17 protein-coding genes and 1 pseudogene are annotated in these 18,270 nt (G+C 69.3%); 9 read left to right on the plus strand and 9 right to left on the minus strand.

What is annotated here, in order from left to right:
- Nucleotides 1-27 precede the first annotated feature (27 nt).
- Together sdhA and ACZ601_RS32475 are read left to right on the plus strand one after the other, a co-directional pair.
- Nucleotides 28-1,782 carry a succinate dehydrogenase flavoprotein subunit gene (sdhA, locus tag ACZ601_RS32470; protein ID WP_469544699.1) on the plus strand — a complete coding sequence of 585 codons (1,755 nt, stop codon included), beginning with the start codon at nucleotides 28-30 and terminating at the stop codon, nucleotides 1,780-1,782.
- Entirely contained in the window at nucleotides 1,782-2,558 is a 777-nt protein-coding gene (locus ACZ601_RS32475) for a succinate dehydrogenase iron-sulfur subunit (protein ID WP_469544700.1), read from the plus strand. The genes sdhA and ACZ601_RS32475 overlap by 1 nt, the downstream gene beginning before the upstream one ends.
- Before the next feature lie 84 nt (nucleotides 2,559-2,642).
- Here the strand turns inward: ACZ601_RS32475 and ACZ601_RS32480 are convergent, their stop codons facing one another.
- Nucleotides 2,643-3,152: a MarR family winged helix-turn-helix transcriptional regulator gene (locus ACZ601_RS32480; protein ID WP_440579304.1), complete on the minus strand. Its 510-nt coding sequence runs from the start codon at nucleotides 3,150-3,152 to the stop codon at nucleotides 2,643-2,645.
- A gap of 88 nt (nucleotides 3,153-3,240) precedes the next feature.
- Between ACZ601_RS32480 and ACZ601_RS32485 the strand changes: the two genes are divergently transcribed.
- From ACZ601_RS32485 to ACZ601_RS32500, 4 genes are all read left to right on the plus strand, one after another.
- A complete protein-coding gene (locus ACZ601_RS32485) occupies nucleotides 3,241-4,467 on the plus strand; it encodes an MFS transporter (RefSeq protein WP_469544703.1) in 1,227 nt (408 codons plus the stop codon).
- 67 nt (nucleotides 4,468-4,534) lie between these two features.
- Nucleotides 4,535-4,966 (plus strand): hypothetical protein, encoded by a 432-nt coding sequence (locus ACZ601_RS32490; protein ID WP_469544705.1) that lies wholly within the window; start codon nucleotides 4,535-4,537, stop codon nucleotides 4,964-4,966.
- Nucleotides 4,967-4,975: 9 nt separating this feature from the next.
- Nucleotides 4,976-5,422, plus strand: coding sequence for a thiol-disulfide oxidoreductase DCC family protein (locus ACZ601_RS32495; RefSeq protein ID WP_469544706.1), 447 nt, complete (start codon nucleotides 4,976-4,978; stop codon nucleotides 5,420-5,422).
- 20 nt (nucleotides 5,423-5,442) lie between these two features.
- Nucleotides 5,443-6,180, plus strand: coding sequence for a TetR/AcrR family transcriptional regulator (locus ACZ601_RS32500; RefSeq protein ID WP_469544708.1), 738 nt, complete (start codon nucleotides 5,443-5,445; stop codon nucleotides 6,178-6,180).
- Between the two features lie 51 nt (nucleotides 6,181-6,231).
- Here ACZ601_RS32500 and ACZ601_RS32505 read toward each other — a convergent pair whose 3' ends face one another.
- From ACZ601_RS32505 to ACZ601_RS32525, 5 genes and pseudogenes are all read right to left on the minus strand, one after another.
- The gene (locus ACZ601_RS32505; RefSeq protein ID WP_469544710.1) at nucleotides 6,232-7,785 is read right to left on the minus strand and encodes an ABC transporter substrate-binding protein; all 1,554 of its coding nucleotides are present in this window, start codon (nucleotides 7,783-7,785) and stop codon (nucleotides 6,232-6,234) included.
- 208 nt (nucleotides 7,786-7,993) lie between these two features.
- Entirely contained in the window at nucleotides 7,994-9,307 is a 1,314-nt protein-coding gene (locus tag ACZ601_RS32510) for a metallophosphoesterase (RefSeq protein WP_469544712.1), read from the minus strand.
- 63 nt (nucleotides 9,308-9,370) lie between these two features.
- Nucleotides 9,371-9,616: an SCO4848 family membrane protein gene (locus ACZ601_RS32515; protein ID WP_469544714.1), complete on the minus strand. Its 246-nt coding sequence runs from the start codon at nucleotides 9,614-9,616 to the stop codon at nucleotides 9,371-9,373.
- Nucleotides 9,613-11,403: a recombinase family protein gene (locus ACZ601_RS32520; RefSeq protein ID WP_469544716.1), complete on the minus strand. Its 1,791-nt coding sequence runs from the start codon at nucleotides 11,401-11,403 to the stop codon at nucleotides 9,613-9,615. The genes ACZ601_RS32515 and ACZ601_RS32520 overlap by 4 nt, the downstream gene beginning before the upstream one ends.
- A 97-nt stretch (nucleotides 11,404-11,500) precedes the next feature.
- A pseudogene (locus tag ACZ601_RS32525) lies at nucleotides 11,501-11,575 on the minus strand (SCO4848 family membrane protein); the annotation flags it as partial.
- Between the two features lie 121 nt (nucleotides 11,576-11,696).
- On the opposite strand from ACZ601_RS32525, the gene ACZ601_RS32530 reads away from it, so the two are divergent.
- A complete protein-coding gene (locus ACZ601_RS32530) occupies nucleotides 11,697-12,959 on the plus strand; it encodes a D-alanyl-D-alanine carboxypeptidase family protein (RefSeq protein WP_469544717.1) in 1,263 nt (420 codons plus the stop codon).
- Here the strand turns inward: ACZ601_RS32530 and ACZ601_RS32535 are convergent.
- Nucleotides 12,907-14,016, minus strand: a complete 1,110-nt coding sequence (locus ACZ601_RS32535; RefSeq protein WP_469544719.1) for a YihY/virulence factor BrkB family protein — start codon at nucleotides 14,014-14,016, stop codon at nucleotides 12,907-12,909. The genes ACZ601_RS32530 and ACZ601_RS32535 overlap by 53 nt on opposite strands.
- Nucleotides 14,017-14,156: 140 nt before the next feature.
- Between ACZ601_RS32535 and ACZ601_RS32540 the strand changes: the two genes are divergently transcribed.
- Complete coding sequence (locus ACZ601_RS32540) at nucleotides 14,157-15,557, plus strand: FAD-binding oxidoreductase (RefSeq protein WP_469544721.1); 1,401 nt, start codon at nucleotides 14,157-14,159, stop codon at nucleotides 15,555-15,557.
- A gap of 78 nt (nucleotides 15,558-15,635) precedes the next feature.
- Nucleotides 15,636-16,415 carry a decaprenylphospho-beta-D-erythro-pentofuranosid-2-ulose 2-reductase gene (locus tag ACZ601_RS32545; RefSeq protein ID WP_440575262.1) on the plus strand — a complete coding sequence of 260 codons (780 nt, stop codon included), beginning with the start codon at nucleotides 15,636-15,638 and terminating at the stop codon, nucleotides 16,413-16,415.
- Between the two features lie 110 nt (nucleotides 16,416-16,525).
- Here the strand turns inward: ACZ601_RS32545 and ACZ601_RS32550 are convergent, their stop codons facing one another.
- Together ACZ601_RS32550 and trpS are read right to left on the minus strand one after the other, a co-directional pair.
- On the minus strand, nucleotides 16,526-17,116 hold the full coding sequence (locus ACZ601_RS32550) for a 2'-5' RNA ligase family protein (protein WP_469544723.1): 591 nt from the start codon (nucleotides 17,114-17,116) through the stop codon (nucleotides 16,526-16,528).
- Between the two features lie 106 nt (nucleotides 17,117-17,222).
- Nucleotides 17,223-18,236, minus strand: coding sequence for a tryptophan--tRNA ligase (gene trpS, locus ACZ601_RS32555; protein WP_311303655.1), 1,014 nt, complete (start codon nucleotides 18,234-18,236; stop codon nucleotides 17,223-17,225).
- Between the last annotated feature and the right edge of the window lie 34 nt (nucleotides 18,237-18,270).

Below are 18,270 nucleotides of genomic sequence, written 5' to 3' on the forward strand. Positions count from 1 at the left end.
CCGGGCCCGAAGGACCAGAGGTAAACCATGCAGATCCACAAGTACGACACCGTCATCGTCGGCGCCGGCGGCGCCGGCATGCGCGCGGCCATCGAGTCGACCAAGCGCAGCCGCACCGCCGTGCTGACCAAGCTCTATCCCACCCGCTCCCACACGGGCGCCGCGCAGGGCGGTATGGCCGCCGCGCTCGCCAACGTGGAGGAGGACAACTGGGAGTGGCACACCTTCGACACGATCAAGGGCGGCGACTACCTGGTCGACCAGGACGCCGCCGAGATCCTGGCGAAGGAGGCCATCGACGCCGTTCTCGACCTGGAGAAGATGGGCCTGCCGTTCGGCCGTACGCCCAAGGGCGAGATCGACCAGCGCCGGTTCGGCGGTCACACCCGCAACCACGGTGAGGCCCCGGTCCGCCGCGCCTGCTACTCGGGCGACCGCACCGGCCACATGATCCTCCAGACGCTGTACCAGAACTGCGTCAAGGAGGGCGTGGAGTTCTTCAACGAGTTCTACGTCCTGGACCAGCTGGTCGTCGAGGAGGACGGCGTCAAGAAGTCCGCCGGAGTCGTCGCCTACGAGCTGGCCACCGGCGAGATCCACGTCTTCCAGGCGAAGTCGGTCATCTACGCCTCGGGCGGCACCGGCAAGTTCTTCAAGGTGACGTCGAACGCGCACACCCTGACCGGTGACGGCCAGGCCGCCTGCTACCGCCGGGGTCTGCCGCTGGAGGACATGGAGTTCTTCCAGTTCCACCCGACGGGCATCTGGCGCATGGGCATCCTGCTGACGGAGGGCGCCCGCGGTGAGGGCGGCATCCTCCGCAACAAGGACGGCGAGCGCTTCATGGAGAAGTACGCGCCCGTCATGAAGGACCTGGCCTCGCGTGACGTCGTCTCGCGCTCCATCTACACGGAGATCCGCGAGGGCCGCGGCTGCGGTCCCGAGGGCGACCACGTCTACCTCGACCTGACGCACCTGCCGCCGGAGCAGCTGGACGCCAAGCTTCCGGACATCACCGAGTTCGCGCGTACGTACCTCGGCATCGAGCCCTACACGGACCCGATCCCGATCCAGCCGACCGCGCACTACGCCATGGGCGGCATCCCGACCAACGTCGAGGGCGAGGTGCTGGCCGACAACACCACCGTCGTCCCGGGCCTGTACGCCGCCGGCGAGGTCGCCTGTGTCTCCGTGCACGGCGCCAACCGCCTCGGCACCAACTCGCTGCTCGACATCAACGTCTTCGGACGCCGCTCCGGCATCGCCGCCGCCGAGTACTCCACGAAGCACGACTTCATCGCGCTTCCCGAGAACCCGGCACAGCAGGTCGTCGACCAGGTCGAGCGGCTGCGCAACTCCACCGGCACCGAGCGGGTCTCCACGATCCGTCTGGAGCTGCAGGAGTGCATGGACGCCAACGTGATGGTGTTCCGCACCGAGCAGACCATCAAGACGGCGGTCGACAAGATCGCGGAGCTGCGCAGGCGCTACCTCGACGTGTCCATCCAGGACAAGGGCAAGCGGTTCAACACGGACCTGCTGGAGGCCGTCGAGCTGGGCAACCTGCTCGACCTCGCCGAGGTCATGGCGACCTCGGCGCTGGCGCGCAAGGAGTCCCGCGGCGGTCACTACCGCGAGGACTACCCGACCCGCGACGACGTCAACTTCATGCGCCACACCATGGCGTACCGCGAGGTCGCCGACGACGGCACCGAGTCGATCCGGCTGGACTACAAGCCGGTCGTCCAGACCCGCTACCAGCCGATGGAGCGTAAGTACTGATGGCTACCCCCACGATGGAAAAGGCCGACAAGGTCCCCGAGCCCGAGGCCGGCTTCGCCGATTCCCCGTACATCACCGCCACCTTCCGGATCCGCCGGTTCAACCCGGAGGTCTCCGAGGAGTCCGAGTGGCAGGACTTCCAGATCGAGATCGACCCGAAGGAGCGTGTTCTCGACGCCCTTCACAAGATCAAGTGGGAGACCGACGGAACGCTGACGTTCCGCCGCTCCTGCGCGCACGGCATCTGCGGCTCGGACGCGATGCGGATCAACGGCAAGAACAGGCTCGCCTGCAAGACGCTGATCAAGGACCTGAACCCGGAGAAGCCGATCTCGGTCGAGGCCATCAAGGGCCTCACGGTCCTCAAGGACCTCGTGGTCGACATGGACCCGTTCTTCCAGGCCTACCGCGACGTCATGCCCTTCCTCATCACCAAGGGGAACGAGCCGACCCGCGAGCGTCTGCAGTCCCCGGAGGACCGCGAGCGCTTCGACGACACCACCAAGTGCATCCTGTGCGCCGCGTGCACGTCCTCGTGCCCGGTGTTCTGGAACGACGGGCAGTACTTCGGCCCGGCGGCGATCGTCAACGCGCACCGCTTCATCTTCGACTCGCGCGACGAGGGCGGCGAGCAGCGGCTGGAGATCCTCAACGACCGTGACGGGGTGTGGCGCTGCCGCACCACCTTCAACTGCACGGACGCCTGCCCGCGTGGCATCGAGGTCACCAAGGCGATCCAGGAGGTCAAGCGCGCGCTGATCACGCGTCGCTTCTGACCCGTAGGACGCAGGCAGCAGAGGGGCCCCGGCCCGCGCGGACACCGCGCGGACCGGGGCCCCTCTGCCATGCGCGCGGGCCCGTCAGTCCCAGGCGGCGCCGCCCCGGTCCTCGGCGACCACCATGATGCGCCGCAGCATGGCGTTGAGCAGCCGGCGTTCGTCCTTGCCGAGGACGCCGAGCAGCCGCTCCTCCTCGTTGCCGAGGACGTCCATCGCGCCGAGCCACGTCGAACGTCCCCGGTCCGTCAACTCCACGTCCACGCGCCGCCGGTCGGTGGTGGAGGGCGTCCGGCGGATGAATCCGCGACGCTCAAGGGCGTCCAGCCGGCCGGTGACGGAGGCGGGCGCGAGGTCGAGGTCGGCGGCGAGATCGGACGGCGCGGCCGTGCCGCCGCGCCCCGCGAGCTTGTGCAGGGTGTCGAACTCCTGGCGGTCCAGGTCGAAGTCGAGGAGGGACTGTTCGCGCACCCGGCGCAGATGGACGGAGAGCTTCTTCATCCTGGTCACCGCGCCCTCGACGTCCGGGTCGAGTTCGGGGAGCACCGGCTTCCACCGCTCCACGTGTCCGTCGGTCCAGTCGCGTCGCTCCATGGTCCACAGCCTACGCCGAACCCCAACTACCGTTCTTCGCCTCATATTTCGTTGACGAATACTTCGGAAACGAAATAGATTCCGCGCCATGTCTCATCCTCTGCGCACCCGCTCCTTCCGCCTGCTCTTCATCGGGCGCAGCCTCTCGATGCTCGGTGACGCGGCGATCCCCGCGGCCCTCACCCTCGCCGTCTACCTCGCCACCGGCTCGACCGGCGCACTCGCCCTGGTGCTCGGCTGCGCGATGGTGCCCAAGCTGCTCCTGCTGCCGCTCGGCGGCGTCGTGGGCGACCGCTTCAACGCCCGCACCGTCGCGCTCACCACCGATCTCGTACGGTGCGCGAGCCAGCTCTTCGTCGGCGCCGAACTCCTCTCCGGCGCACCGGCCCTGTGGCAGATCGCGGTGGCGGAGGCGATCGGCGGCGCCGCCGGGGCGTTCGCGATGCCGACCGTCTCGCCGCTGATCCGGGGCACCGTGGCGGAGTCCGGGCTGCTGCGCGCCAACTCCCTGATGGCGGTGGTCAGCAGCGCCACCCGGATCGGCGGCCCGGCCGTCGCCGGAGCGCTGGTCCTCACCGCGGGGCCCGGCTGGGCGTTCGTGCTGGACGGCGCCAGCTTCGCGGTCAGCGCGGCCCTGCTCTCCGCGATCGACGTCCGGCACGTCCCGGTCGCCCGCAGCTCCGTGCTCAGCGACCTCAAGGAGGGCTGGGGCGAGGTCCGCGGCCGCGACTGGTACTGGACGAGCCTGATCGCGCACTCCGTCTGGAACGGCGCGGCAGCCGTCCTGATGACGCTCGGCCCGGCGCTCTTCCTCCACCACCTGGGCGGCAGGGGCATGTGGCTCGCCTTCCTCCAGACCGGCGCCGTCGGACTACTGCTCGGCTCGCTGCTGGCCGGCCGGGCCCGCCCCCGCCGCCCGGTCCTGATCGCCAACCTGGGCCTCGCCCTGTACGCGCTGCCGCTCTGCCTGCTGGCCACCCACGCCCCTGCGCTCTTCGCCATCGCCGCGTACGGCCTCTCCCAGGCCGGGCTGGGCTACCTCAACCCGGTCTGGGAGACCGCCGTCCAGTCCGCCGTGCCGGCACACGCGCTGGCCCGGGTGACCTCGTACGACTGGCTGCTCTCGCTCGGGGCGATGCCGCTGGGGTACGCCCTCGCCCCGCTGGCGGCCTCGGCCTGGGGCGCCGAACTCCCGCTGGCCGCAGCCGGGATGGCGGTCGGGGCCGCCTGTCTGGCCACCGCCGCGGTACCGGGCGTACGACGCTTCACCGCGCCTGCGGAGAAGGTGACGCGCACCACCGGAGCATCGGCTTGAACCTGTTCAAAACCAGGTCTACAGTCCATGACAACAGCAATTGAACGCGTTCAAGGGAGGGTGGGGCATGGACCTCACTGTTGTCGCGTACGTCATCTACCTGCTCATCAGCGTCGCGCTCACCATCTGGGTGGCCCGCACGCTCAGCCGCAACGGCAAGGTGTTCCTCGCCGATGTGCTGCACGGGAACGAGAAACTCGCGGATGCCGTCAACCACCTGCTGGTGGTCGGCTTCTACCTGGTCAACCTGGGGTTCGTGACGCTCTATCTGAAGAACTCCGATGGGGTCACCGACGCCCGCGGCCTCTTCGACGCGCTCTCGGTGAAGGTCGGCGTCGTCCTGCTCGTCCTCGGGGTCATGCACCTCGGCAACGTCTACGTACTGAACAGGATCCGCCGCCGGGGAATGATGGAGCGCGAGCACACCCCGCCCGTGGCGCCGCAGGGGTGGACGCCTCCGGGCCCCGGGCCGTGGACCGCTCCCGCCGGCAAGGCGTGAGGGCGGGCCATGACAGCCCGGACAGCTGGGCGGCGGCCGTCCGTCAGCCGGCTCACCGTGCTCTACGACGCGCAGTGCTCGCTCTGCGTCCATCTGCGGCAGTGGCTGATGAGGCAGCGCCAGCTGGTCCCGCTGGACCTGGTCCCGGCCGGCTCCGCCGAGGCGCACCGCCGCTTCCCCGTTCTCGACCACTCCGGGACGCTGGAGGAGATCACGGTGATCGGTGACGGGGGCCAGGTCTACCGGTCCACGTCCGCGTGGATCGTCTGCCTCTGGGCGCTGGCCGAGCACCGGCCGAAGGCCCACTGGCTGACCACCCCGGCCGGCCGCCCCTTCGCCAGGGCGACCGTCCTCGCCGCCGCGAAGTACCGCTCGCTGACGGCGGCGCCCTGCGGGGCGGACGGGGGCGGAGTCGGGGAGTGCGCGGTGCGGGGGCCGGAGCCCGGCACGCGGTGATCCCGGATACCCTCGGGACCGTGGTGAAGGAAGAGAAGGACGTGAAGGAAGTCAAGGCTCCCAAGAGCGAGCAGACCCGCACACTCATCCTCGAAACCGCGCTCCGGCTCTTCCAGGAACGCGGTTACGACAAGACGACGATGCGGGCCATCGCCCAGGAGGCCGGGGTCTCCGTAGGGAACGCGTACTACTACTTCTCGTCCAAGGAACACCTCGTCCAGGGCTTCTACGACCGGATCGCCGCCGAGCACGAGGCGGCGGTCCAGCCGGTCCTGGCCGGCGACCAGGACCTCGCGGTACGCATTCGCGGGGTCCTCCTCGGCTGGCTGGACGTGGCGGAGCCGTACCACCGCTTCGCCGCCCAGTTCTTCAAGAACGCCGCCGATCCGGAGAGCCCGCTCAGCCCCTTCTCCGAGGACTCCGTCGCGGCACGGGACGCGGCGATCTCCATCCACCGGCGCTGCCTGGCGGGCGCGGACACCAAGGTCGATCCCGAACTGGCGGAGCTGCTGCCGCAGCTGATGTGGCTGAACCAGATGGGCCTGGTGCTGTACTGGGTCTACGACCGCACGGACAACGCCGACCGCAGCCGCCGCCTCGTGGAGCGCACCGCCCCGATCATCGCGCGGGCCATCGCGCTGTCCCGGTTCCGGGTGCTGCGGCCGCTCGTGCGCCAGGTCCACTCGGTGCTGGAGGAGTTCCTGCCGGGCGCGACGGGGCACATGACGGCGCACACGCCGGAGCGGCCGCCCCGTTGACGCCGGGGCGGCCGCTCATGTTCGTTCCGGCAGACGGTCCGTGACCGCCCGTCAGATCCAGCCGAGTTCCCACAGCCGCCAGATGCCGGTGCCGTCCGAGAGGTACTGCGAACCGGCCACGTCGGGCTTGGCGAGGACGTAGTCCTTCTTCTGCCACAGCGGGACGAGCGGCACGTCCTCGCCGACCAGCTTCTGGAGGTCCTTGAAGTCGGCCGAGGTGCGGCTGCGGTCGCTGAACTGCAGCGTGTCGCTGATCAGCTGGTCCATCTTCTTGCTGCTGTAGCCGTTGTGGAGGCTGGTGTCACGGCCCACGAGCGGCTGGCTGAAGGTGTCGGGGTCCGGGTAGTCCGGGAGCCAGCCGACGGTGTACATGTCGTACTTACCGGCCGCGTAGCCCTTCTGGAACGCCGTCCACTCCACGGACTTGATCGTCACCTTGAACAGCCCGTCCGCGTTCAGCTGACGCTGGATCTCCTTGCTCTCCGGCGTGTACGAGTCGCCGGTGCGGTAGGCGAAGGTGATCGGGAGCGGCAGTTGGACGCCCGCTTCCTGCAGCAGCTTCTTGGCGCGCTTGGGGTCGGGTGCCGGGTACTCGTCGAAGAACGGGGTGCTGTGCCCGATGTAGCCCTGCGGGATCAGCGAGTAGAGCGGCTCGACGGTGCCCTGGTAGACCTTGGTCACCAGCGGCGCGCGGTCGATGATCGACGCGATGGCCTGCCGGACCCGCTTGTCGGCGAGCGGCGAACCGGCGCGGACGTTGAAGACGAGGTTGCGGATCTCGGCGCTGTCCGCCTCCGTGACGCGCTGATCGGCGTCACCGGGATTCAGCTCCGCGAGCGCGGACGGCGGGAGCTGACGGTGCGTGACATCGACCTGCCCCGACTTCCAGGCCGCCAGGAGGTCTTCCGACTGCTTGTAGTAGTGCACGGTGACCGGTCCGCCGGTCTTCTTCAGCGCGCCCCGGTACTTGCTGTTCGGCACCAGTTCGGCCTTGGAGCCCGGCTCGTACGATTTGAGCACGTACGGCCCCGAGCCGCTGACCTTGCTGTCGGACCGCAGCTTGCTCTCCGAGTAGGCCTCCCGGTCGACGATCGAACCGGCCCCGGTGGCGAGCTTCTGCGGGAAGGTCGCGTCGCGCGAGGAAAGGTTGAACGTGATCATCCGGCCCTCGGTCGCCACGTTCTTGAGGGTCGGGAACAGCACCGAGGGGCCGACGTTCGTCTTGATCCTGAGCATGCGCTCGAAGGAGTACTTGACGTCCTCGGCGGTGATCTTCCGGCCGTTGGAGAACGACAGGTCGTCACGGAGCTTGCACTGGTACGTCTGGAGCTTCCCGCCGAGGAAGCCGCAGCTCTCGGCCGCGTCCGGCTCGGGGACGATCGCCCCGGACTTGAACGTCATGAGGGACTGGTAGACGTTGCTGTACATCGCCCACGAGCCGGCGTCGTACGCTCCCGCCGGGTCGAGCGAGGTCACTATGTCGGTCGTGCCGACGGAGACCGGATCCTCCTTCGCTCCGTCCGAAGGAAGCAACTGCCAGGCGCCGACGCCTGCGATGACCAAAACCGCGAGAATCGCGAGAATCCGTATTCGGATCGACCGCATTGCCGTGCTCTCCCTTAACAGCCCCACCTCGGTGTCGCGCTCAGATACGCAGATCACCGCACGTTCGCGCTCAGCCAATCACACGATTTTCACATCTGGAAGAGGAAATCAGGGATACATAGCCTTTTGTTCGTTACTTGAAACCTTCGACGATAGGTCGAATACAGAGGGTTGGCGACCGGTCACTGAATTCGCCTGCGGGCACGGCTTACGCCTGCTTGGAGGCGAGTTGGACGACGGTGATGTCCGAGGGGGCGCCGACCCGTACCGGCGGACCCCAGGCACCCGCGCCGCGCGTGACGTACAGCTGGGTGTCGCCGTAGCGTTCGAGACCGGCGACCGTAGGGTTGGACAGTTCCGCGATGTAGTTGCCCGGCCAGAGCTGGCCGCCGTGGGTGTGCCCGGAGAGCTGCAGGTCCACGCCGTGCGCGACGGCCTCGTCGATGAGGACGGGCTGGTGGGCCATGAGGACGGCGGCCCGTGAGCGGTCCCGGTCGTCCAGCGCGCGGCCGAAGTCCGGGCCCTGCCCCTCGCTCTCGCCCCCGATGTCATTGACCCCGGCCAGATCGAAGCCGTCGATCTCCACCCGGGCATTCTCCAGCGGGTGCATCCCCAATTCCCTTACGTGGTCCACCCATTGGGCCGCACCGGAGTAGTACTCGTGGTTGCCGGTGACAAAGAACGCGCCGTGCCGGGAGCGGAGGCGCGCGAGCGGCTCCGCGGCCGGACCGAGATCCGCGACCGATCCGTCGACCAGGTCCCCGATGACCGCGATCAGGTCGGGCTGGGTCCGGTTGACCGTGTCGACGATCCGCTGGGTGTGCGCCCGGCCCAGGATCGGTCCGAGGTGGATGTCGCTGACCACGGCGATCCGGAAACCGTGCGCGGAGCGGGGCAGCCGGGCGAGCGGGATGGTGACGCGCTTGACCCTCGGGCCGCGCAGCACCCCGTACGTGCCGTACCCGACCGTGCCGAGCCCGGCGACGGCCGCGGCACCCCCGACGGCCCGCGCGACGAAGAGCCGGCGCGAGGCGAAAGCGGCGGAGGCGGAGGCGGGCTGCGGGGAGGGAGGCGCGGCTGTCCTGGTGGCGGGGGCGGCTCCGGCGCGCTCGGGCTCCGATGCCTGCCCGGTCTCCGGTGCCCGCCCGGTCTCCGGTGCCCGCCCGGTCTCCGGCGTGTGCGCCGGCTCGGCCCCGGCCGTCGCCGCCCGGCGCCCGAGCAACCGGCGCAGGAGCGGCCGTACCGCCTCGCCGACCAGCAGGGCCAGCGTCAGGTAGAGCAGCGCGGCCAGCCACAGGTAGCCCGGCCAGGCCAGCACCCGCTGGAGCCAGAACGGCGCACCCGAACGGCCGGAGACCAGGGCGGCGACGCTCAGCAGCGGGAGTACGTACGCCGCCACCGTGCCCGCCCGGCGCAGCCGGCTGCCCGCAGCGGTCGTGTCACCGACGAAGCGGCGCCACACATAACGGTGCACGGCGACGAGCAGCGCGAGGGCCACGATCGCCAGCAGAGCGAATCCCATGACTGCCACGTGCACTGCCCCGCCCTGTTTGTCCGTATCCGGTCCGTACGAGGTACCGAGTCGCTACGCGGACCGGTCGCGCGACGCCCTGACGCCACGGAACCCGATCACGCCAACCGCCGTCCCCAGGAGAAAGGACGTGATGGCGAGCAGCAGATGCACCCAGAAGTACGCAGTAGGGTCACCCGCGTCGTCGAAGGCGAGACCGCTGCCGTCCTTCCACAGGTTTTTGACGAAAGTGACCCAGATCACCCAAGACCAGACGCCGAACGCCGTGAGGAACCAGGAAACGGGGCGTGTGAGCTTCATGGAGTGTCGGTGTCCTTCGCTGCGGCAGGGTGGTCCCTGCCAGTATGTGACTGGCACCCGACTGACCAGCCAAGGGGGTCGACGGAATCCTCCCCTTCCTGGCTGTCTTCCGCCTTCTTGCGCCAGCCGAGCATCACGCGCGCTTCAACGGGGATCAGCTTCCGCGTCTCGGGGTCGCGTCCCGGGCCGACGGATACGCCTTCGAGGAACAGCGCCAGAAATTCGCGCCGCTTGACCACGTCCCACTCGGCCCACGGCGCTCCGGAGCCCGTCGGCTGTTCGGCGTCAGCGGCGAACCACTCGGATGGGATGCTGACCGAGTCAGCGGTTCGGGCGTCGAGTTGCACGATGCGTTGTTCACACGCCGCCTCATACGCCCGGTATTGCTGCATGGTCGCACGCCATGTGGCGAGTTCGACTGCTCCTCGGTAGAGCCCCGCCTTGCGGTCCGCTTGAAGCTCTGTGATGGACGCCCGCACGTGTTCGAGGTGTGCGGCTGTCTCCTCCCGTTCCGCCTGGACTCCGGCCAGATCTTGCTGTGCCGCGAAACGCCTTGCCGCGGCTTCGACCCAGTCGCGGTCTTCCTCCTTGCCCATGTCGGCGCGAACCAGGCGGGCCCACACACGTTCGGCGACGTACTCATCCGCGTCCTTGCGTTTGATGGAGAGTCCGCCGTGACCCTTCGGGTTGGCGCACATGTAGTAGTCCTGTCCACCATTGTTTTTGCTCTGCCCCATAGAGCCGTCGCACAGTCCGCAGCGCGTGAACCGCCATCCGCTGAGGAGGGTTGGCACCGTTTCCCCTCCGGGCTTCCTGTTGGTGGGGGTGCGGGCTCGCCGTAGCTCTTGCAGCTCAAGCCACATGCCACCGCTGATGATGCCCGTGTGCGGGGTGACGGGCGCTCCTGTGGTGTCGCGCTGAATCACGTTGATGTGATGCTTCCCGCGCGGGACACGCTCACTGGCGAATCCGCCGATGGCAGGGTGATTCAGGATCCACGCGACTGTCTGCGCGCGCCAGCGGATGGGGCTGTCGTCGCCTGCGACGCGCCGTTTCCTGATGGACTCCAACCGCTTCGGGGTTGCCCGTCGTTGGGCGAGTCCGGGCGCCGGCACTCCGTCGGCGTCAAGCTCGGTGGCGATGGCGTTGTCCGACGTGCCCTCGAAAGACATCTTCACCATGCGTTCCACGGTGGCGACGTGGTCGGGATTGCCTGCGTCCGGTTCGAGAACCGAGATCACGAGGTTGTCCACTTGCCTGCGTACGGCGTGCATGCCGTAGGGGGCACTTGAGGAGTGACGCCCACCGACGGCCGAGATCTCGCCTTTGGCTCCCTTGAGTCGTTCGGCCTTGATGTCGCTGTCCTGCTTTGCGAGTGCTGCGATCAGCGCGAAGATCGCGACGCCGATGGGGATGCTTGTGTCCAGGAAGGGTTCTTGTACGGAGACGAAGCGGACTCCGTACCTCTTGAGCTGCTTGTCGATCTCCAACGCGTCGTGGGCGCCCCTCCGTGTGAGGCGCGACAGTTCGTTGACGACGACTACGTCGACTTCGCCCGCGCGTACGGCGGCCATCAAGTCGTCGAACCCTGGCCGTACCGCCTTGGGGTCCCAGCCGGATCGGCCAATGTCCTTGAACCGGCGCACGACTCGCCACCCGCGCGAGTCCGACAGCGCCTCGCCCTTGTGAAGCTGATCCTCGGGAGACGCTTCGGAGGAGTCGAGACGCGCTTTGGACTGCCGTGCATACAACGCTACGCGTACGGTGTCTAGCTTCTGGGGGTCCACGGGGGACAGGAAAGGGGTCACGCCACCATGCTGCTTGCTGTCATGGGCTCTGACCTGCACTCTCTGAAGGTTCCCTCGCAAGGGTTAATTACGCATGGAAAGTGATCCAGATGAACCAGCTCCACACCCCGAACGCGAGCAGGAACCAGGAGACGGGGCGGCTGAGCTTCATGGACTCAGAGTCTCCGGCTCGCCGGGACCGGCTCGCCCGGGGTGGGCTGTCCTGGCGGTACGCACGGCGGGTCATACCGTCGGTGCCTATTTTCACATCAACTGCATGTACGTTTTCGACCGTGTCAGCTCTCAAAAAGACCGCGCTGGCGGTCACCTCTGCCGCTCTGCTGTCCACTTTCGCCGTAGTCAGCCCTGCCTCGGCGGCCGCCAAGGACACCACCGACGACGCGCCGAAGCCGCCTGCGGGCATGTCGCAGCTCGGTGGCGAACAGCTCGGCCTGTCAGGCACCCAGGTGAATCTCGGCCCCGGGGCACCGGTCCTGCCCAAGGACCTGACCGGCAGATCGTGGATGGTCTCGGACGCCGAGAGCGGTGAGGTGCTCGCCTCGCACAACCCGCACTGGCGGCTGCCTCCGGCCTCCACCCTGAAGATGCTGTTCGCGGACACCGTGATGCCGGCGCCGGCCCTGCAGCCGAAGACCCGGAAGTACACGGTGAAGGACGAGGACCTCGCGGACATGGGCGAGGGCAGCAGCCTGGTGGGGGTGAAGGAGGACCTCAGCTACACGGTGCACGACCTGTGGCTCGGCGTCTTCCTGCGTTCGGGCAACGACGCGGTGCACGTGCTGTCCGCGATGTACGGCGGCGTTCCGAAGACCGTCGACGACATGAACAGCCACGCCGAGGAGCTGCAGGCCCTGGACACCAACGTCGTGTCGCCCGATGGATACGACTCTCCCAAACAGGTGTCCAGTGCGTACGACCTGACCCTGTTCGCCCGCAGTGGGCTGCAGAACGCGGACTTCCGCGAGTACTGCTCGACCGGCACGGCGGAGTTCCCGGGCAAGAAGGAGAAGGGCGAGAAGCGGGAGGAGTTCGGCATCCAGAACACCAACCGGCTGCTCACCGGCGCCGACGGCGTCACCCCGTACAAGGGCATCGCGGGCGTCAAGAACGGCTACACGACGCACGCGGGCAACACCTTCACGGGTGTCGCCGAGCGCGACGGCAAGGTGCTGCTCGTCACCGTCATGCACCCGTCGTCCGACGAGACGCACGCCGTCTACAAGGAGGCGGCGAACCTGCTCGACTGGGGCTTCAGCGCGAGCGGCAAGGTCACACCGGTCGGAGAGCTGGTTCCCCCGAAGTCCGAGGTGCCCGACAGTGGTACGGGCAAGGGCGCGGAGGGCGACGGACCCGCCGCCAAGCCCCAGCACGGCGCGGCGAAGACCACGAAGGCCGCCGCCACGAGCGGTTCCGGCGGGGTCGGGACCGCGCTGGGCATCGTCGGCGGGGCGCTGGTGCTCGTCGCCGGGGCCGTGTACCTGGTCAACCGGCGCTGGCCGCTGCCGGACCTGGTGCGCCGCCGTCCCCGGCCCTGACCCGGCCGGCCCTGACCCGTCCGGCCCTGCCCTGGCCGGTCCTGACCCGGCCGCCCGGGGCGACGCCGCCCCGGGTTCGCTGCGCCCGGGTGCTCCCGCCCGGGGCCTCGCCGCCGGCGGCCGGGGCGCCCGAGGCCTGTGCGGCGCCCGGGGTGTCCGAGGCATCCGGGGCCGCGTCGCCCTCCACGGGCTGCGGCTCCTCCGCGTCCTTGCTCGGCGTCGCCGTCCAGGCGGCGCAGAACAGCAGCAGCTTCGCGGTGAAGTTGATCCACAGCAGCAGGGCGATCGGCACACCGAACGCGCCGTACATGCTCTTCGACGCGACGCCCTTCATATAGCTGCCGAGCAACAGCTTCAGCAGCTCGAAGCCGACCGCGCCAACCAACGAGGCGACCACCAGACGGCGTCGCGGCGGCTCGACGCCGGGCAGCAGCGTCAGCAGGTAGAGCAGCAGCAGGAAATCGGCGCACACCGCCACCGCCAGTGCCGCGATCCGCAGCAGCACACCGCCCGCGCCGTCTTCCGGGATGTTGAGCAGATCAGCGACCCAGCCGACCGCGACGGAACCGACCGAGGAGATCGCCAGGGTCACCAGGGCCGCCCCGCCCAGGCCGAACAGCACCCCGGCGTCCTTGAGCTTGCGGATGACCGGATTGCCCTCGTCCAGATCGTCCATCCCCCAGACCGCGCGCAGGCAGTCCCGCATCGAGCCGATCCAGCCGATGCCGGTGAAGAGCAGCAGCGCACCGGCCACCAGCCCGACCGTGCCCGCGTGCGCCACCAGATTGTCGATGCCCAGCTGGTCGGAGATGCCGGGGACCTGCTCGGCGACCTTGTCCTCGATCTTGTCGAGCTGACTGTCGGAGAGCAGCGCGGCGCCGATCGCCGCGGCGACCGCGATCAGCGGGAAGAGCGCCAGGAAGCTGATGAACGTGATCGCCGCGGCGAGCCGCGCCCAGTGGACCCGTACCAGCGTTTCGTAACTGCGCCAGACGTGCGTCTCCATCAGCCGGGAGACGAGCGGACCGATGACGGGGAGTTTTTTCAGCCAGTCCATGAAGTACGACTACCCTCCCCGCCACCGAAAACCGGCGTCCGGTCGGCCGCGTAGGAGATGGCACCCTTTCAATCACCCATTTCGGTGAGTGTTGTAACAAATCCCTCAAAGGTGTTTTCTCGGGCGATACGGTCACCCTCATGTCTGTCGACACCGTGTCCCTGACCGGCTGGGGCCGCACCGCCCCGACGACCGCGCTGCGCTTCCGCCCCGGTAGTTACGAGGAGGCGGCGGCGACGGTACGCGGCTGCGGGCCCCGTGGCTCGATCGCCAGAGGGCTGGGCCGGGCGCACGGCGATTCGGCGCAGAACGCGGGGGGTTCCGTCCTCGACATGACGGCGCTGGACCGCCTCCTCGCCTTCGACGCCGGGACGGGTGAGGTGGTGTGCGAGGCGGGTGTGAGCCTGCACCGGCTGCTGGAGGTGCTGCTTCCGCTCGGCTGGTTCCTGCCGGTGACGCCCGGCAGCCGGTACATCACGGTGGGCGGCGCGATCGGCTCCGACGTCCACGGCGACAACCACCGCGCCGCGGGCTCCTTCTCCCGCCACGTCGTGCGGTTCGAACTGCTCACCGCCGACGGCGGGATCCGTACGGTCCGGCCCGGCACCCCGCTCTTCGACGCGACCACCGGCGGCATGGGCCTGACCGGGGTGATCCTTTCGGCCACGCTCCGGTTCCACCCCGTCGCGACGTCCCTGATGTCGGTCGACACCGAACGGGCCGCCGATCTGGACGACCTGATGACCCGCCTCGCCATGGCCGGCGACCGCTACCGCTACGCGTCCGCCCGGGTCGACCTGACCTCACGCGGCCGGGCGACGGGCCGGGGCGTACTGACCAGCGGGGAGCACGCCCCCTTGGACGCGCTCCCGGCGCACGCCCAGCGCAGACCGCTCTCCTTCCGCACCGCCCGACAACTCCCCGCCACCCCCGGGCCGGTACCGGGTCTCGTCTCGGATCTCGTCCCGGATCTCGTCCCGGGTCTCTTCCCCGGCGGGCTGCTCGGCCGCGTCTCGGCTGCCGCTCTGGCCGAACTCCGCCACCGCCGGGCGCCCCGGTCCCGCACCGGCGAGCTGCGGCGGATCTCCGACTTCCTCCACCCGCTGGACGCCGGGCCGCACTGGAGCCCGGTCCTGGGGCGCGGGGGTCTCGTGCACTACGAGTTCGCCGTCGGCCACGGACAGGAGGAGACGCTGCACCGGATCGTCCGGCAGCTCTCGCGGCGGCGCCGCGCACCGTTCCCCGGCGTACTCCGGCGGTTCGGTGCGGGCGATCCCGGCTGGCTGTCGTTTCCGGTGCCCGGCTGGGCGCTCTCCCTCGACCTGCCGGCCGCCCTGCCGGGGCTGGCCCGCTTCCTCGACGGCCTGGACGAGGAGGTGGCTGCCGCGGGCGGCCGGGTCTGCCTGACGAACGACTCCCGGATCCGCCCGGACGTGCTGGCCGCGATGTACCCGCGACTGGGCGATTTCCGTTCACTGCGTGCCGAGTTGGACCCGGACGGCGCGTTCAGATCGGACCTCTCGCGCCGACTCTCGCTCTGACCGACGCGCGCCCGCGGCTCTCTGTTTCCCCGCTTTCCCCTTCCCCCGCCTTCTCCCCCTCCCCCAAGGAGCGTTTCCGTGAAGGATGCATTCGGTGCCCCGCAGTCCTTGCTCGTCCTAGGCGGCACATCGGAGATCGGGCTCGCCACCGCACGCCGCCTGATCGCCTGCCGCACCCGCACGGTCTGGCTCGCCGGGCGCCCCTCCCCCGCCCTGGAGGCGGCGGCGACCGAGCTGCGCGGGCGCGGCGCGTATGTCCGTACCGTCGACTTCGACGCGCTGGACACCGAGTCGCACGAGACCACCCTCGGCAAGATCTTCACCGAGGGCGACATCGACATGGTGCTCCTGGCCTTCGGTATCCCTGGCGACCAGGAACGTGACGAGGAGGAGCCGCTCTCGGCGGTCCGGGTCGCTCAGACGAACTACACGGGAGCCGTCTCCGCCGGGCTGGTGTGCGCGGGCGCACTCCAGGCGCAGGGGCACGGCTCGCTGGTGGTGCTGTCGTCGGTGGCCGGGGAGCGCGCCCGGCGCGCGGACTTCATCTACGGGTCGAGCAAGGCGGGTCTGGACGCGTTCGCCCAGGGGCTCGGGGACGCGCTGCACGGCACGGGCGTGCACGTGATGGTCGTACGCCCCGGTCCCGTGCGGTCGGCCGGTACGGCGGCCGAGGTGCCGCTCGCGACGATCCCGTTCACCCGGACGCCCCTGGTGACCACGCCCGACGCGGTCGCGGCCGCGATCGTGACGGGTCTGCGCCGCCGCTCGGAGACGGTGTGGGTGCCGGGGGCGCTGCGGGCGGTGATGTCGGCGCTGCGTCATGTGCCGCGCCCGCTGTTCCGGCGGCTGCCGGTCTGATCCGGGGGCTGCCGGTCTGATCCGGGGGCTGCCGGTCTGATCCGGCCGGCCCCGGGGTATCGGCTGAGCCGGACCCGGGTTGTCAGCCAGGCCGGCCCCGGGCTATCGGCTCAGGGGTGGAGCGAGGGCGCGTCCACGGAGCTGCCGCTCTGCGTGGGGAGGGCGGGCGCGCCGCCACCGCCCGCGAACGGGAACTCGTTGATCTTGCGCCAGACGCTGTCCGGGCCCTGCTCGTACAGCGCGAAGGAACCGCAGGTCCAGGCGGCCTCGTAGTCGCTCAGCTCCGCGTACGCCCGGTCCATCGCCTCTTCGGAGATGCCGTGCGCCACGGTCACGTGCGGGTGGTACGGGAACTGGAGCTCGCGCACCAGCGGCCCCGACGCGTCCCGGACCCGCTTCTGCAGCCAGGAGCAGGCAGAGGCGCCCTCGACGACCTGGACGAAGACGACCGGCGAGAGCGGGCGGAAGGTGCCCGTTCCGGACAGCCGCATCGGGAAGGGGCGGCCACCGGACGCGATCCCGGCGAGGTGCGCCTCGATCGCGGGCAGGCGGGCCGCCTCCGCCTCGGTCGGCGGAAGGAGGGTGACGTGGGTGGGAATGCCATGTGCGGCAGGGTCCCCGAAGCTCGCGCGCCGCTGCTGGAGCAGGCTGCCGTAGGGCTCCGGGACCGCGATCGAAACGCCGAGCGTTACGGTCCCCACGTCGTTCTCCTCAATCCTTGATGGTCTATTTTCAGCCACTGACGGCCACAAGCTTTACGCCGCCAGTGTGCCGCCTGTGGAGGTGGTACCGCCAGGGTCCTTGGACTCAGTGCTTCGCGGGCAGAAGACCCATGCGGTCGTAGGTCCGCGCCAGGGTCTCGGCGGCGACGGCCCTGGCCTTCTCCGCTCCCTTGGCCAGGATGGAGTCCAGCGTCTCGGTGTCGTCGAGATATTCCTGGGTGCGGGTGCGGAACGGTGTGACGAAATCGACCATGACCTCCGCGAGGTCGGTCTTCAGCGCACCGTAGCCCTTGCCCTCGTACTTCTGCTCCAGGTCGGCGACGGACGTGTCGGTGAGCGTCGAGTAGATGGACAGCAGATTGCTGACGCCCGGCTTCTCCGCCGGGTCGAAGCGGATCACCGTGTCGGTGTCGGTGATGGCGCTCTTCACCTTCTTGGCGGTGACCTTCGGTTCGTCGAGGAGGTTGATCAGGCCCTTGGGGTTCGCGGTCGACTTGCTCATCTTCGCGGACGGGTCCTGGAGGTCGTAGATCTTCCCCGTCTCCTTGAGGATGTACGGGTCCGGCACGGTGAACGTGTCGCCGTAGCTGCCGTTGAACCGCTCCGCGAGGTTGCGGGTCAGCTCCAGGTGCTGGCGCTGGTCCTCACCCACCGGGACCTGGTCGGCCTGGTAGAGCAGGATGTCCGCGACCATCAGCATCGGATAGGTGAAGAGCCCGACCGTCGTGCGGTCGGTGCCCTGCTTGCCGGACTTGTCCTTGAACTGCGTCATCCGGGCCGCCTCACCGAACCCGGCCAGACAGTTCATGACCCAGCCGAGCTGGGCGTGCTCGGGAACATGGCTCTGGACGAAGAGCGTGCAGCGGTCCGGGTCGACCCCGGCGGCGAGCAGCTGGGCGACGGCGAGCCGGGTGTTGGCGCGCAGTGCCGCAGGTTCCTGCGGGACGGTGATCGCGTGCAGGTCGACGACCATGTAAAAGGCGTCGTGGGACTCCTGCAGGGCCACCCACTGGCGGACCGCGCCGAGGTAGTTGCCGAGGTGGAACGAGCCTGCGGTGGGCTGGATTCCGGAGAGCACACGGGGACGTTCAGAGGCCATAGAAATCATTGTCTCAGGTACGGAACCGATCTCG

The organism is Streptomyces sp. NPDC104307 (assembly GCF_055584045.1).